Source organism: Oleiagrimonas citrea, from assembly GCF_012395255.1.
Taxonomy (GTDB): Bacteria; Pseudomonadota; Gammaproteobacteria; order Xanthomonadales; family Rhodanobacteraceae; genus Oleiagrimonas; species Oleiagrimonas citrea.
The window spans coordinates 434,212-448,756 of the sequence record NZ_JAAZQD010000004.1 but is presented as its reverse complement, the minus strand read 5'-3'; the positions used below and the strand labels follow the sequence as shown (position 1 = coordinate 448,756).

The window sequence follows — 14,545 nt, the reverse complement described above, 5'->3', positions numbered from 1 at the left end:
TGCTCTTATCACATCCGGGTGACGCATGCCCATTCGTGACATATCCGTCTGCATCATTACCTGCAACCAGGAACGCTACATCCGACACTGTCTTGACAGCGTGCTCGCGCAAAACCGAACTCGCCTGCTCGAAATTCTTGTCGCGGACGATCATTCCGATGATCGCACCGGAGACATACTTCGCGAATACACAGAGCGTTATCCCGAGTGGATACGAGGCATCCACAATCCACGACGGCTTGGGGCATCGGAAAACCTCAAACGACTATGGGGCATGGCTCGAGGCGCCTATCTCGCACACCTCGATGGGGATGATTTCTGGCTTCCGGGAAAACTCGAACTACAGGCGGACTTCATGGATCGTCATCCCGAGTGCTCCGCGATATACACCAATGCGCGCACGGTGCTTCCGAACGACGAGAACCAGGGTTTGTTCAACGATGCACGCGCTGGCATGTACGACCTTGCCGCGCTGTTTCGAAGGGGAAATTTCCTCAACACAAGCTCCATGCTGCTTCGTCGTCCCCTGGCGCAGCCGGTGATTGATACGAAGAAGCCGTTCATCGACTTCCATATCCACCTTCTACTGGCACAACAAGGACTTCTCGCCCAACTCGACCGCGTCCTGGTCGGCTACCGCGTACATGCCGAGGGCGCCATGACCCGCACTTCCGGCGACCTGGTGCGCGAACTCTACTGGGAAGCCATGCTCAACGTTCCTCCCGAGCGTCTCTCTCGTTCGGACAAAGCGCACGGAATGGCCGACTTCCTTTGCCGCATATTCATGACTTCACGGCGCATGAAGCGCTGGGAATTGTTCCGCGCTTGGCTGCCCCGCATTCGCCGAGCGTCGCCATGCTCCGGCCTTACAACCGCTGCTCTGACGCTATTCGCCTTGATTCGGCGCATCATGTCCGAAGGATGGGACAGAATCCGCCGACGTTTCGGCTGCAAGGTCGAGCATGTGCTTTTCCGACGTTGATATAGAGGCTTTGATGAAATCGCTCCGTAGAACTGCACGATGGCTTGCAGCGAAAGTTCCCGGCGGCGACAAGTACTGCGTGCTCTGCGAGCAAAAAGTACGTCGCTTTCTCCCTTACAGAGACGGCTTACGAAGCATGCCTGCCCTGAGTCGCGCGCTGTGCATGATCGGCAGTGACGTCGAACAATTCTCCTGCCCCCATTGCGGCGGACATGACCGCGAACGTCATTTGCTCCTGTATATGCGCCACGCGGACATCTTCGACCGTGTACGTAATGCCTCGATCATGCACTTCGCACCGGAAGTCAAACTCTCGAGCCGGATAAAGCATGCAAAACCGTTGCGCTATATCCCGTGCGACCTGCATCCGCGATCGGAGGATATGCAGCGAGTGGACATGACGGCGATGCATCAGGGCGATGCATCGCTCGACCTACTGATCGCCAACCACGTGCTTGAACACATCCCCGATGAACCGAAAGCGCTGCGGGAAATTCACCGCGTCCTGAAACCCGGAGGTCTTGCCATTCTGCAGACTCCTTTTGCATCGCACCTGCAGCACACATGGGAAGATCCCGGCATTGTCCAGAAACAAGCGCGCTTGGAAGCCTTCGGACAAGAAGATCATGTCCGACTTTATGGCCTCGATATCTTTGCTCGCTTCGAACAGAGCGGGCTGCAGGCCCGCATACACGCCCACGAAGAACTTCTTCCTGACATCGACCCGACATATCACGGCGTGAATGCACTCGAGCCGTTCATGTGCTTTGAAAAACCCAGATGACCCGATGCGCAATCTCGCCTTGACTGCGGTTCAATCGAGCGGAGGCGTCAGATCCCGGAAACGGCCGCGAAGAAGATCGAAGCTTGCTAGCCAAAACCCCCTCACCGGGCTCAGGGATCTCGAACGCACCGAGCGCAGCAAGGCTCTTGAGGGCAAAGTGATACTACGGAACAACCATCCCGCCCACTTATCAAAACGGTTGCGAGCAAGCTTTCCGGCCAGCAACCAGTGCGCGCGCACCATGTGATACTCATAGAACAGCGAGCCGTTTCGTGAACTCAGCGACCCGCTATGTACCACCGCCGCATCCGTGCAGGGCACTACGCGGGCGTCTGCTTCGCACAGACGCTTCCCGAGAAGAACGTCTTCTCCATAGAAGAAGAAGTCATCGTCGAACAGAGCAACATCCAGCAGCTCGCTTCCCAACAGCAGACAGCAGCCGCTCGGGTAGGCGACAGTACCGGGAAACGGTTTACCCAAGTAGAGTGCGAGCAACGAATGATAATGCACGATCAATGGTCGGCCGCATGTGTCTTCTTCCGCGCGCACGGCCGGCACCACGACATCACGGCTCGTCGACAGGCATGCCTTCATCGCAGGCAATGCCCCCTGCATGGGATACGCATCGGTGTTCATGAGAAGCACCGGGCCCGGGCACGTCCGGCGGACATGTGCCAGCCCGAGATTGACACCGGCGGCAAAGCCCAGATTACGCGACGGTGCAAGCACCTCGATCTGCATGCCTCGCGCACGCAGTGCCTCCAGCTCCGCCTTCATCGCTGTACGTGAACGCCCACCGTCCTGCGAATTATCAACCAGCACGGCATTGCAGACGCCTTCGGAGAAAAGGGACTGCAGACATCTCAGCGTCTGCGCTTCCGTTCGGAAGTGCAGGATCAAGGCAACGACACCGCAGTGAATCATCTATCCACGCCCTCGAGAGGATCAGCGCGGAGTCCAGCACGAATCCCCGACCACATCCGCTCGAACTGCGTCTTGCGCTGCGGCCCCAGAATCAGCACGACCAATGCATTCACAGCCAGTTTCACCACGGCCCAGAACTTCCACACCCTTGGAACATACGTACGCCGCATCAAGATGACGGCATTGCGGTAAAGGAAGAACATGCGCAATGGCGAGCGCACTGGCCACACGCGCCAGCCCAACAACCAGAAACGCGCACCCGACACCCCCATGCTGTGCTCGAACACGGCACCTGGCACCCCCCAGAGGCTGTAGCCCGCCGCAGCGACCCGGAACGACCATTCTGTATCGACATGATCGATGAACAGCGATGCATCCAGACCACCCAGCGCGCGATACAACTCGATCGGAACCAGCGTGCCGCTTCCGTTCAGATTCGCGCAATGGACATAAGCATCATCACTGGGGTAGGCACGCTTCCAACGCCACCGCGTCGCCTGATGAAAACCATGCCGAAGTCCGGTATCCACATCAAGCAGGCTTGGGCCAACGCAACCGACACGCTCCTCCCGTTCACGCAGCGAATGCAGCGCGCGCTGAAGTACGTGCACACTATCCTTCAGCGGCACGCTGTCCTGATCGAGGAACAGAACCTCCTCGACTTCCGATGCACTCGCGCAGATTGCGTCCACGCCTCGATTGAGCGCTGCGGCCAACCCTTCATTGCGCTCACATTCGATCAACATGGTGCGCGGAACGGTATCGACCAAGCGGCGAATCCGAGAAAGCACCGGCTCTCCGGACGCATTGTCGACAAGGACCTTCAGACTCTTCGCAGGCAACGCCCGCAACTGGGCTTCGAGCGCGGGAACCTCGGGGTGATAGGTCACTGTCACGGTAGCCAATCGTGAAGGCATCGCGGTCGAATCATGCATCATCGCATTCCGACTGCTGTACAGAGGAGCCTGCTCCCTTGGCTCCTCCCGCCATGCCAGGCAGCGCAAGGAGATCCCTGAGACCCTCGCCAAAACATTCCCAGGTGAATGACTCAGCATGACACCGCAGCGCTTCCCGAGGCAAAGGTGAATCCAGCAATGCGAGCACGGCTGACGCGAATGACGAGGCGTCTCCGGGCGGCACCAATCGCCCGGAATCGCCTTCTCGCACCGCATCCAGGACACCTCCCGTGGCATAGGCCACTGTAGCAAGGCCGTGGGCGGCCGCTTCAACGGCAACCATCCCGAAACCTTCAGGATCGCCCGGTATTTCACGCACAGGAAAGACATGCACATCCGCTGCGCGATATGCAGCAGAGAGTTCCTGTCTATCCGTAATCACCCCCAGAAAACGGAGATTCGACTCGAGACCGAGTCTTGCGGCCAGTTCACGGATGCTTTCCACGCTCTGCGATTTCGCGTGCAAAGCCTGAGCGGCCGTATCGCCGATGACGATCAAAACAACGCTGGGTCGTTGCGCGACGATGACCGGAAGCACATCTCGTACAAATTCACGCAACCCCTTGCGCTCCGTCAGACGCCCAACGGAAAGAAGCACCGGACGCTTTGCCAGACCATGCGTCATACGAAAAACTGGAACATCACTCTCGAATGGGGTGCTATCCGGCATTTCCACGCCGGGATGCAGCAAGCCGATATGCTCTGATGGCACCCCCCTCTCTTCGGCAAGCAACCGAGTCGCTCGACTGTTGGCAATAACACGGTCCATGCGCCGAATGGCCGGAAACCACAGTAGACGATAGAGGCGATGACGCAACGCCAAGTCCAGGCCGTGCACATATACGGCTGCCCGTGCACCACACGTACGAGCAGCCAACCATGCAAGAGGTGCGGTGAGACCGCTTCCCGCCAGCACCCAATCGGGACGCCAACGACGCGCCTCCCTCCAGACAACCCAAGTCGCAGACCAAAGAAAGCGAGCCAGCGGCATCAAAGCCACCTCATGTACACGAACCCCCTCGGGGGCCAGAGCAGCCGAACCCCGAGGCCCGACAATCAGCACATCAGCGACTCGCGCAAGCTGCCGCGCCATGTTCCAATTCAAGCGCTCCATGCCGCCGACCAGCGGAGGCAGATTGCGCGTGACGAGCAAGACTTTCGGACGCCCCAACTCAATCTTCCCGTCGATAGGTAAGCGCAGTGATCTGCTCAGAGACCAAGCCAATCAGAAAGACGATCACCGCAGCACTCCACAACAAGGTGCTCATATTGGTCAATCGACCATAATCGAGGAAAGTCCGCGCATAGTTCAGACACCCCAGCGCAAAGAACACCGCGCTCGCGGGCACGAACAATTTCAACGGCGAGTACAGGGTCGCGATCTTGAAGATGATCAGCAGAAATCGCAGACCGTCGCGCAGAGGCTTGATATGGCTGGTCGTGCCGTCGCGCTGCGCAACCTTGATCGGGACATAAACCACACCATAGGCGCTACGGAAGAAGGCCATCGTGCTGGTGGTGGGGTAGCTGAAGCCGTTGGGCAGCAGATACAGAAACTGGCGAAACTTGTCCGCACGCACGGCGCGAAAGCCCGAGGTGAGGTCTTCGACACGGTGGCCCGTGATACGGCTGGCCAGCCAGTTGTAGAAGCCGTTCGCCAGGCCGCGGCCGACCCCGGCCTGACCGTCCCAGTCGCGAGCGCCCACGGCCATGTCGTATCCCTCGTCGAGTTTGCCCAGAAGACGCGGGATATCGTTCGGATCATGCTGTCCGTCGGCATCCATGAAGACCAGTATGTCGCCACTCGCGGCACGTGCGCCACGCTTGATGGCCGCGCCGTTGCCCATGGAATACGGCGACGAGACGCATTGCACGCCATGACGTTCGCAAAGAGCCTCCGTGTCATCGGTGGAACCGTCGTTGACGACAATGATCTCGGCTTCGGGTTGCAGGGCCCTAAGATGCGGCAGCAATTCGGCCAGCGCCGCCGCCTCGTTCTTGGCTGGAAGGATGATGCTGATCAAGAAATTCGCCCCTTGCCGGTTGCCCGGATGATAGCGTGAAGCCACTTCGACCGGTCTGGCCCGGAGGGTCCGACGACCGACCGAGGCCGGAAACGCGACATGGTAGGCCGTTCCGGACACCAAAAGCCGCATCCGGGCTGCCCAAACCGCCGTATTTGCGGTAGATTCGTATCATATTCGGGGGATTACGAAACATTCTTATGGCAACTCAGATGCAGCCCCCGCCGCTCACGGGCTTGACCGGCATGGCCCGGCGGCTGGTTCTCGATGGCGTCCTTCAGGAAGCCGATGCCCGCTCGGCTGCGCAAAACGCGGCCGAGAAAAAGGTGCCGCTGACCAAGTGGCTGATCGAGAAAGGCATGGTCGACAGCGCGCAGATCGCACGCGTGACCAGTGCCGAGTTCGGCATCCCACTGATGGATGCTTCCTCGATTCCGGTCAAGCAGATGCCGCTGTCCAGCGTCAGCGAAGCCCTGATGACGAAACACAAGGTGCTGCCGCTGTTCAAGCGCGGCAAACGCCTTTTCGTCGGCGTATCCGACCCGACCCAGTCGCACGCGCTCGACGAGGTCAAGTTCCATTCCAACTGCATCGTCGAGCCGATCCTGATCGAGAGTCAGCAGCTGGCGCGCACCATCGACCACGCGCTGGCCTCCGCCTCGACCACCATGGACGGTCTGGACGACGAGGAGGGGCTGGACGAGCTGATGACCGAGTCCGGCGACCTGGAGCCGGCCGACAACTCGGGCGTCGACGCCACCGGCGGCGACGACACGCCGGTCGTGAAGTTCGTCAACAAGGTGCTGCTGGACGCGATTCGTCGCGGCGCCTCGGACATTCACTTCGAACCGTACGAATCCCAGTTCCGCGTGCGCCTGCGCATGGACGGCATCCTGCGCACCTCGGCCAAGGCGCCGATGGCGCTGAGCAGCCGCATTTCCTCGCGACTGAAAGTCATGAGCGGCCTGGACATCGCCGAGCGCCGCGTGCCGCAGGACGGCCGCATCAAGCTCAACCTGTCCAAGACCAAGGCCATCGATTTCCGCGTCAGCACCCTGCCGACCCTGTTCGGCGAGAAGATCGTGCTGCGTATTCTCGACGCCTCCGCGGCCAAGATGGGCATCGACAAGCTCGGCTACGAGGACGACCAGAAGCAGCTCTTCCTCGAAGCCATGCACAAGCCCTATGGCATGGTGCTGGTGACCGGCCCGACCGGCTCGGGCAAGACCGTCTCGCTGTACACCGCGCTGAACATCCTCAATACCGAGGGGCGCAACATCTCCACGGTCGAGGACCCGGTCGAAATCCGCGTCGAGGGCATCAACCAGGTCCAGCAGAACGTCAAGCGCGGCATGACCTTCGCGGCCGCCCTGCGCTCGTTCCTGCGTCAGGATCCGGACGTCATCATGGTCGGCGAAATCCGCGATCTGGAAACCGCCGAGATCGCGATCAAGGCCGCACAGACCGGCCACATGGTGCTGTCGACCCTGCATACCAACGACGCGGCGCAGACCGTGGCGCGCCTGATGAACATGGGCATCGCGCCCTACAACATCACCTCGTCGGTGACGCTGATCATCGCCCAGCGCCTGGGGCGCCGTCTGCACGAGTGCAAGACGCACCTCGAACTGCCGCCCGCCGCACTGCTGGCCGAAGGCTTCAGCCAGGAAGAAATTGACGAAGGGCTGCACATCTACGACGCCAACGGCTGCGATGGCTGCAATGAAGGCTACAAGGGCCGCGTTGGCGTCTATCAGGTGATGCCGATGCTCGAGGATATCCAGAAGATCATCCTCGAAGGCGGCAATGCCATGCAGATTGCGCAGGTCGCGCGCGAAGCCGGCGTCTCCGACCTGTTCACCTCGGCATTGCTGAAAGTCAAGCAGGGCGTCACCAGCCTGGCCGAAATCAATCGTGTGACCAAGGATTAACGACTCCGTCGTCCCGCCCCTGACCCCGGAACGACGGAACCATCGCATAACCAACGTGGAAGAACGTGCCTATGGCTACCGCCACTGCCACCAAAAATGCCGGCGCTTCACGCGCCAGCGTGAGCAAGCTCACCATGTACGAGTGGGTCGCGCTGGACAAGCGCGGCAAGAAGATGAAGGGCGAGCTGCAGTCGAAGAATGCTTCGCTCGTCAAGGCCGAGCTGCGCCGTCAGGGCATGAACCCGCAGACCGTGCGCGAGAAGCCCAAGCCGCTGTTCGGTTCCACCGGCAGCCGCGTCAAGCCGCGCGACGTGGCCATCTTCAGCCGCCAGATCGCCACCATGATGGCCTCGGGCGTGCCGATGGTGCAGGCCTTCGAGATCATCGCCGGCGGCCAGCGCAATCCGCGCTTCAAGAACATGCTCACGGATATCAAGCAGACCATCGAGGGCGGCTCCACCCTGCATGAAGCGCTGGGCAAGTATCCGATCCAGTTCGATGAGCTGTTCTGCAACCTGGTGCAGGCCGGTGAATCGGCGGGTGTGCTCGATACCGTGCTGGATACGGTGGCCACGTACAAGGAGCGCATGGAGGGCATCAAGTCCAAGATCAAGAAGGCCCTGTTCTATCCGGCCATGGTCATGGCCGTAGCCTTCCTGGTCAGCATGATCATCCTGCTGTTCGTGGTGCCCGTGTTCCAGGATGTGTTCAAGAACGCCGGTGCCGCCCTGCCGGCGGCCACGCAGATCGTCATCAATGCATCGAAGTTCGTGCAGGCCTACTGGTGGCTGATCCTCCTGATCCTGGTGGGCAGCATCGTCGGACTGGTCATGGCCAACAAGCGCTCGCGGAAGTTCGCGCACTTCCTCGATCGCATGCTGCTGCGCTTCCCCATCATCGGCAATATTCTTCGCCAGTCGGCACTGGCCCGTTTCGCACGTACGCTGGGCGTGACGTTCCAGGCGGGCGTGCCGCTGGTCGAGGCCATGGACGCCGTGGCCGGCGCCACGGGCAGTATCGTCTACGGAGACGCCGTGCGACAGATGCGCGACGATGTCGCGGTCGGCCATCAGATGCAGCTGGCCATGCGCCAGACTGGTCTGTTCCCGAACATGGTGGTGCAGATGACCGCCATCGGTGAGGAATCCGGCGCGCTGGACAGCATGCTGTTCAAGGTCGCGGAGTTCTACGAGGAAGAGGTCAGCAACGCCGTGGACACGCTGAGCACCCTGCTCGAACCGCTGATCATGGTCGTTCTGGGCGTGATCGTCGGTGGCATGGTGATCTCGCTGTATCTGCCGATCTTCAAGCTGGCCGGCACGGTCTGATCGACCGCTCGGACGCATAATCATGAATCACCGGAAGGGGCGAGCATCACTCGCCCCTTCTTGCTTGCAGAACATCAACAGGGGTCCATCACGTCATGCTGCAGCCGCACCTGCTCGCCATCCTTCCATACTGGGCCTGGATCCTGGTCGGTGGCGTGCTCGGCCTGATGGTCGGGAGTTTTCTCAATGTCGTGATGTTGCGCCTGCCCGCGCGCATGGCGCATGCCTGGCGCAGCGAAGCACGCGAAATTCTCGAACTGGAAAACGTCGAGGAGACACCGCCGCCGGATCTGGTGCGCGAACCCTCGCACTGCCCGAAATGCAAGCACCGGCTCTCCGCGCTGGACAACATTCCCCTGTTCGGCTGGCTGCTGCTGGGCGGCCGCTGTCGCTACTGCAAAGCGCGCATCTCGATTCAGTATCCGCTGGTCGAACTACTGACCGCGCTGCTCAGCGCCGCCGTGATCTGGCGCTTCGGACCCGGCTGGGTCGGTCTCGCCGGACTGGCCTTCACCTGGATCCTGATGGCGGCATCGGGCATCGACTTTCGCACCCAACTGCTTCCCGACCAGCTCACGTATCCGCTGCTCTGGCTGGGACTGCTGCTCAGCTTGCTGCCGATGTTCATCCTGCCGCGAACCGCGATCCTTGCCGCCGCGATCGGCTATCTGAGCCTGTGGAGCCTGTACTGGCTGTTCAAACTGCTGACCGGCAAGGAAGGCATGGGGTACGGCGACTTCAAGCTGCTGGCCGCCCTGGGTGCCTGGATGGGGCCGATGGCGCTGCTGCCGATCATGCTGCTGTCCTCGCTGATTGGCGCCATCGTTGGCGTGAGCCTGATCGCGCTTCGCCGCCACCAACGCGACGTGCCGATGCCGTTCGGCCCGTTCATCGCCGCGGCAGGCTGGGTATGGTTCGTGTTCGGTCCCTGGCTGCTGCATGCCTACATGGCGACATTCGGACTGCGGTGAAACGCGCATGACCCGCAGCGCAACCAGCAATCAACACATGCATGCGTCCCCACACTGGGTCGCCGCGCTGACCGGCGGCGTCGCCGCGGGCAAGAGCGCAGTCGCCGAGTGTTTCGAGCGCCTTGGCGTCGCCGTCTACGATGCCGACGTGGCCGCACGCGACGCGGTTGCACCTGGAAGCGAGGGGTTGCGCGCCATCGTCATCGCCTTCGGCGCCGATGTGCTCGACGCGAACGGCGCACTCGACCGTCGCGCCATGCGTGAACGCGTGTTCGAGAATGACGCCGCTCGGCAGCAACTGGAGGCCATCGTGCATCCCGCCGTACGCGCATGGCTGCGCGACCGCGTGGATGCGGACCAGGGGCCCTACTGCCTCCTGGCGATCCCACTGCTTGCGGAAACCTGGCCGCAGTACGCATGGGTCGACCGCGTGCTGCTAGTCGACACGCCGGACGAAATCCGCCTGCAGCGACTGATGCGGCGCGACGACATCACGCCCGAACTCGCACGCAGCATGCTGGCTTCGCAGACCACTCGCGAGTGCCGCCTCGAACTCGCCGACGATGTCGTCGACAATGCCGGCACACCGGCGGAACTGGACGACCAGGTACGTGCACTGCACGAGCGCTATCTGCGGCTCGCTGCGGAGAAAGGCGAGAAGTCCTAATCCACCGACTCGGCCAGCAGCGCCATGATCGGCCGGTCGGCCGGCGTCAGTTGCTCGCGATCGAACGTTCTCGCGTCGACCCATTGCAGCGCCTGACCCTCGCAGGAACGCGGCTCGCCGTCCCAGTGCGTCACGCGCAGAGTCTCCAGATCCAGCTGCTTGTCGCCGTAACGCCAGGGAAATCGCGTCAACACCTCGCCGAGTTCGGCGTGGATGCCGAGCTCTTCGTGCAGTTCGCGCGCCAGCGCCTGGGCGGCACTCTCGCCGGGTTCGGCCTTTCCGCCGGGGAATTCCCAGAGACCTTCCAGCGACTTGCCCGGTGGACGCTGCGCCAGCAGCACGCGCCCCTGTCCATCGTTCAAGACGCCGGCGACGACGTGAATCGTCTCCGGCGTCGTTTCCAGCACGTCACTCACGCACGTATTCAACCGTGTCGAACGCGAAGGCATGGTTCTCGTCCTTGCGATGATGAACGCGCGAGACTTCCACCCAATCGCGGAAATTGACGCGCGGGAAGAATACGTCGCCGCCGTCGATATGGGTATCGACCCAGGTCAGATAGAGGCGCTGTGCGAACGGCAGCGTCTCGCGGTAGACCTCGCCACCGCCGATCACCATCAGTCCTGTACCTCCGGCCAGCGCTTGGGCCTCGGGAAGCGAGCGCACCGTCTCCTGCCCCGGGAACGGTGCACTGTGGCGCCGGCTGAGTACCAGATTGCTGCGGTCAGGCAGCGTGCGGCCGATTGAGACCGCTGTGTTGTAGCCCATCAGCACGTACTTGCCGACGGTCAGTTCCTTGAACCGCTTCAGGTCGTCCGGCAGATGCCACGGCATCTTGCCGTCCTTGCCGATCACGCTGTCGTTGTCCAGCGCTGCAATCAGGGAAATGGACATGGATTCTCCTGCAATGGAATGGAAAGCGGCACGCGCCGCGTCCGAATGCTGCGTGCAAGTTTACGTCCGAACGCGGACAGCGCCTACCGCACCATGAAGTCTTCGTTCACACCGCCACCACGGCCTTGATGGCCGGGTGCGGTTCGTACCCCTCGAACTGCACGTCTTCGAAGCGGAAATCGCCGAGCGCACGAACCTGCGGCGCCAGTTTCAGACGCGGCAGCGGTCGCGGCGTGCGGGTCAGTTGCTCGCGTGCCTGCTCGACGTGATTGGAATACAGATGCGCATCGCCAAGCGTGTGCACAAAGTCACCCACCTCCAGTCCGGTGACCTGGGCCACCATGTGCGTGAGCAGCGCATAGCTGGCGATGTTGAACGGCACGCCCAGGAAAATGTCGCCCGAACGCTGGTACAGCTGACAGGACAGCCGCCCGTCCGCAACGTAGAACTGGAACATCGTGTGGCACGGCATCAGCGCCATCTTCGGCAAATCGCCGACATTCCAGGCGGACACGATCAGACGCCGCGAATCCGGATTGCGGGCGATCTCGCGCACCACCCAGTCGATCTGGTCGACCACCTGTCCGTTGGCGGCGGTCCAGGCACGCCACTGCCTGCCGTAGATCGGGCCGAGATCGCCGTTCTCGTCGGCCCACTCGTCCCAGATACGCACCCCGTGCTCCTTCAGGTAGGCGATATTGGTGTCGCCGCGCAGGAACCAGATCAGTTCGTGGACGATGGACTTCAGATGCAGTTTCTTGGTCGTGACCAGCGGAAAACCCTGCCGCAGGTCGAAGCGCATCTGCCAGCCGAACACGCTGCGCGTTCCGGTGCCGGTGCGATCCGACTTGGGCGTGCCGTGATCAAGGACATGGCGTAGAAGATCGAGGTAGGTCTGCATGCCGCAAGGATAGCCCAAGCGCAGCGTCCGGTCGCGAGCGAGGGAAACGCCGGGGCATGACGAGCGTCACTCGAATGTGCCCCTTGCCCCGCCTAGAATCGAGGGTCTCCACTCCCGCACAAGGAATGCACATGGCCCAGTGGTTTTTCAGCTACAACGGCGAACAGGTCGGCCCGATGGACGATGCCGCCGCCCGCGAACAGGCGGCCCGCCGCCCCGAAGGACACTGCTGGCGCGAAGGCTTCGGCGCCTGGCAGCGCATTGCCGACACGCCCGAACTGCGCACCGGCGGCAGCGCCATCGCGCCCCCTGCCGCTCCGCCGCCGATGGCAACCGGCAGTGCCGACGAGATCGACTACCGCATCGTCGGCACTGACATGCAGTTCGTCGAGATCGAGCTGGACCCGGGCGAAAGCGCCGTCGCCGAGGCCGGTGCGCTCATGTACAAGGACGCAGCCGTGAACATGGACACCGTGTTCGGCGACGGCTCGCACAGCGGCCAGGGCGGCGGCTTCATGGACAAGCTGCTGTCGGCCGGCAAGCGCGTGGTCACCGGCGAGAGCCTGTTCACCACCGTGTTCACGCACGGCGGCGCGGGCAAGGCGCACGTGGCCTTCGCCGCGCCCTACCCCGGCACCGTGATGGCGATGAGACTGTCCGAGCACGGCGGCCGCCTGATCTGCCAGAAGGACAGCTTCCTGGCCGGCGCGCGCGGTGTGCAGCTGGGCATCTTCTTCCAGCGCCGCATCCTCACCGGCCTGTTCGGCGGCGAGGGTTTCATCATGCAGAAACTGGAAGGCGACGGCTGGGTCTTCGTCCATGCCGGCGGCACCGTGATCGAACGTGAGCTGAAAGCCGGCGAGCGCCTGGACGTGGACACCGGCTGCGTCGTCGCCTTCCACGACACCGTGAGCATGGACGTGCGCACCGTCGGCGGCATCAAGAGCATGCTGTTCGGCGGCGAGGGCATGTTCCTGGCCACGCTGACCGGCCCCGGCAAGGTCTGGCTGCAGTCGCTGCCGTTCTCGCGCATGGCCGGCCGCATGCTCGCCGCCGCACCGCAGGGCGGCGGCGAACGGCGAGGCGAAGGTTCGATTCTCGGCGGTCTCGGCGACCTGCTCGGCGGCGACCGCAACTTCTGATCAGGACTTCTCGGCGTCGGGCTTCGTTTCCGCCTGCACGACCCGGCGCTCCGGAACCGGCGCCCGACGCGAGAGCCACAGCAGCCACAGGCCGACCAGCACCAGCGGCACGGACTGCACCTGCCCCATCGTGACCCAGTTCGTGCCGAACAAATAGCCAGGCAAGCCATGATGGCCGAACTGCGGATCCGGCATGCGCACGAATTCAACCGCGATACGGAAGCAGCCGTACATCAGCGCGAACAATCCGGAAATGCGGAACCGCGGCCGCGGCTTGCGCGAGTACAGGTACAGCACGGTGAACATCACCACGCCCTCCAGCAGCAGTTCGTACAGCTGCGAGGGATGCCGCGGCAGCATGCCGTAGCGCTGCCAAGTCGCCTGCCAGCCCGGATGATGAACCAGGAACTCCAGATCCTCATTGCGCGCATCCGGAAACATGACCGCCCACGGCAGGTGGGTCGGCTTGCCCCACAGTTCGCCGTTGATGAAATTGCCCAGCCGCCCCAGTCCCAGACCGATCGGCACCAGCGGCGCGACGAAATCGACCGTGTCCATGGGATGCACCTTGTGGCGGCGCGACCACCACCAGCCGGCCAGCAGTACACCGAGCAGCCCGCCGTGGAACGACATGCCGCCGTCCCAGATGCGGAACAGCGCCAGCGGGTCGGTCCACAGCCAGTCCGCCGGGCGGTAGTAGGTCGCCATGTACCAGATGCGCCCACCGGCGATCACGCCCATCATCAGGAAGAACAGCAGATCGCTGTAGGCGTTGGCGCTGACCGGCAGGAACCCTCTGCGACGGCGGCGTTCGCCGAGGAACCAGGCAGCGGCGAATCCCAGCAGGTACATCAATCCGTACCAGTGCACCTGAAGAGGCCCCAGACGCAGGGCAACCGGATCGATGTGGTCAACGAAGGGTTGAATCATGGACGAGAAATCCGCGCGCAAAGCACAAGTTTAGCGACGTTGACGCGCGAAGCCAGTCCCGCACGCTGAAGCCGCCCTGTGGTCGGCCATGCTGTCGAAGCTATAATCGTG

Annotated in this window: 15 protein-coding genes; 7 read left to right on the top strand and 8 right to left on the bottom strand. The window is 62.3% G+C overall.

All coding sequences use genetic code 11. The annotated features are described in order from the left end of the window. The first annotated feature begins 25 nt into the window (after nt 1-25). Both HF690_RS11925 and HF690_RS11920 read left to right on the top strand, forming a co-directional pair. On the top strand, nt 26-982 hold the full coding sequence (locus HF690_RS11925; protein ID WP_168609592.1) for a glycosyltransferase family 2 protein: 957 nt from the start codon (nt 26-28) through the stop codon (nt 980-982). 136 nt (nt 983-1,118) lie between these two features. Continuing rightward, complete coding sequence (locus HF690_RS11920; RefSeq protein WP_168609591.1) at nt 1,119-1,766, top strand: class I SAM-dependent methyltransferase; 648 nt, start codon at nt 1,119-1,121, stop codon at nt 1,764-1,766. A gap of 30 nt (nt 1,767-1,796) precedes the next feature. Here the strand turns inward: HF690_RS11920 and HF690_RS11915 are convergent, their stop codons facing one another. Genes HF690_RS11915 through HF690_RS11900 form a run of 4 tightly spaced genes read right to left on the bottom strand, consistent with a single transcriptional unit; the run spans nt 1,797 to nt 5,670 of the window. Continuing rightward, nucleotides 1,797-2,690: a glycosyltransferase family 2 protein gene (locus tag HF690_RS11915; RefSeq protein WP_168609590.1), complete on the bottom strand. Its 894-nt coding sequence runs from the start codon at nt 2,688-2,690 to the stop codon at nt 1,797-1,799. Continuing rightward, the gene (locus HF690_RS11910; protein ID WP_168609589.1) at nt 2,687-3,625 is read right to left on the bottom strand and encodes a glycosyltransferase family protein; all 939 of its coding nucleotides are present in this window, start codon (nt 3,623-3,625) and stop codon (nt 2,687-2,689) included. The genes HF690_RS11915 and HF690_RS11910 overlap by 4 nt, the downstream gene beginning before the upstream one ends. After that, nucleotides 3,618-4,799, bottom strand: a complete 1,182-nt coding sequence (locus HF690_RS11905; protein WP_240151737.1) for a glycosyltransferase family 4 protein — start codon at nt 4,797-4,799, stop codon at nt 3,618-3,620. Before HF690_RS11905 ends, HF690_RS11910 begins: the two co-directional genes overlap by 8 nt. Before the next feature lie 19 nt (nt 4,800-4,818). Next, nucleotides 4,819-5,670 carry a glycosyltransferase family 2 protein gene (locus HF690_RS11900; RefSeq protein ID WP_240151736.1) on the bottom strand — a complete coding sequence of 284 codons (852 nt, stop codon included), beginning with the start codon at nt 5,668-5,670 and terminating at the stop codon, nt 4,819-4,821. Between the two features lie 200 nt (nt 5,671-5,870). Between HF690_RS11900 and pilB the strand changes: the two genes are divergently transcribed. The 4 genes from pilB to coaE all read left to right on the top strand — a co-directional run bounded on the left by pilB (nt 5,871) and on the right by coaE (nt 10,567). Then, on the top strand, nt 5,871-7,601 hold the full coding sequence (pilB, locus tag HF690_RS11895) for a type IV-A pilus assembly ATPase PilB (RefSeq protein WP_113063610.1): 1,731 nt from the start codon (nt 5,871-5,873) through the stop codon (nt 7,599-7,601). A gap of 71 nt (nt 7,602-7,672) precedes the next feature. Next, the gene (locus HF690_RS11890; RefSeq protein WP_113063611.1) at nt 7,673-8,929 is read left to right on the top strand and encodes a type II secretion system F family protein; all 1,257 of its coding nucleotides are present in this window, start codon (nt 7,673-7,675) and stop codon (nt 8,927-8,929) included. A gap of 95 nt (nt 8,930-9,024) precedes the next feature. Further along, nucleotides 9,025-9,900, top strand: a complete 876-nt coding sequence (locus tag HF690_RS11885; protein ID WP_168609587.1) for a prepilin peptidase — start codon at nt 9,025-9,027, stop codon at nt 9,898-9,900. 37 nt (nt 9,901-9,937) lie between these two features. Then, a complete protein-coding gene (gene coaE, locus HF690_RS11880; protein WP_168609586.1) occupies nt 9,938-10,567 on the top strand; it encodes a dephospho-CoA kinase in 630 nt (209 codons plus the stop codon). Here the strand turns inward: coaE and mutT are convergent. From mutT to HF690_RS11865, 3 genes are all read right to left on the bottom strand, one after another. Then, nucleotides 10,564-10,983 carry an 8-oxo-dGTP diphosphatase MutT gene (gene mutT / locus HF690_RS11875; protein ID WP_240601688.1) on the bottom strand — a complete coding sequence of 140 codons (420 nt, stop codon included), beginning with the start codon at nt 10,981-10,983 and terminating at the stop codon, nt 10,564-10,566. The two genes, coaE and mutT, sit on opposite strands and share 4 nt — an antisense overlap. Next, on the bottom strand, nt 10,976-11,461 hold the full coding sequence (locus HF690_RS11870; RefSeq protein WP_113063613.1) for a dihydrofolate reductase: 486 nt from the start codon (nt 11,459-11,461) through the stop codon (nt 10,976-10,978). Before HF690_RS11870 ends, mutT begins: the two co-directional genes overlap by 8 nt. A 106-nt stretch (nt 11,462-11,567) precedes the next feature. Further along, on the bottom strand, nt 11,568-12,362 hold the full coding sequence (locus HF690_RS11865) for a thymidylate synthase (RefSeq protein WP_168609585.1): 795 nt from the start codon (nt 12,360-12,362) through the stop codon (nt 11,568-11,570). Nucleotides 12,363-12,493: 131 nt separating this feature from the next. On the opposite strand from HF690_RS11865, the gene HF690_RS11860 reads away from it, so the two are divergent. Further along, nucleotides 12,494-13,504: a TIGR00266 family protein gene (locus HF690_RS11860; RefSeq protein WP_113063998.1), complete on the top strand. Its 1,011-nt coding sequence runs from the start codon at nt 12,494-12,496 to the stop codon at nt 13,502-13,504. Here the strand turns inward: HF690_RS11860 and lgt are convergent, their stop codons facing one another. Next, complete coding sequence (lgt, locus tag HF690_RS11855) at nt 13,505-14,434, bottom strand: prolipoprotein diacylglyceryl transferase (protein WP_113063615.1); 930 nt, start codon at nt 14,432-14,434, stop codon at nt 13,505-13,507. It lies immediately after the preceding gene. Between the last annotated feature and the right edge of the window lie 111 nt (nt 14,435-14,545).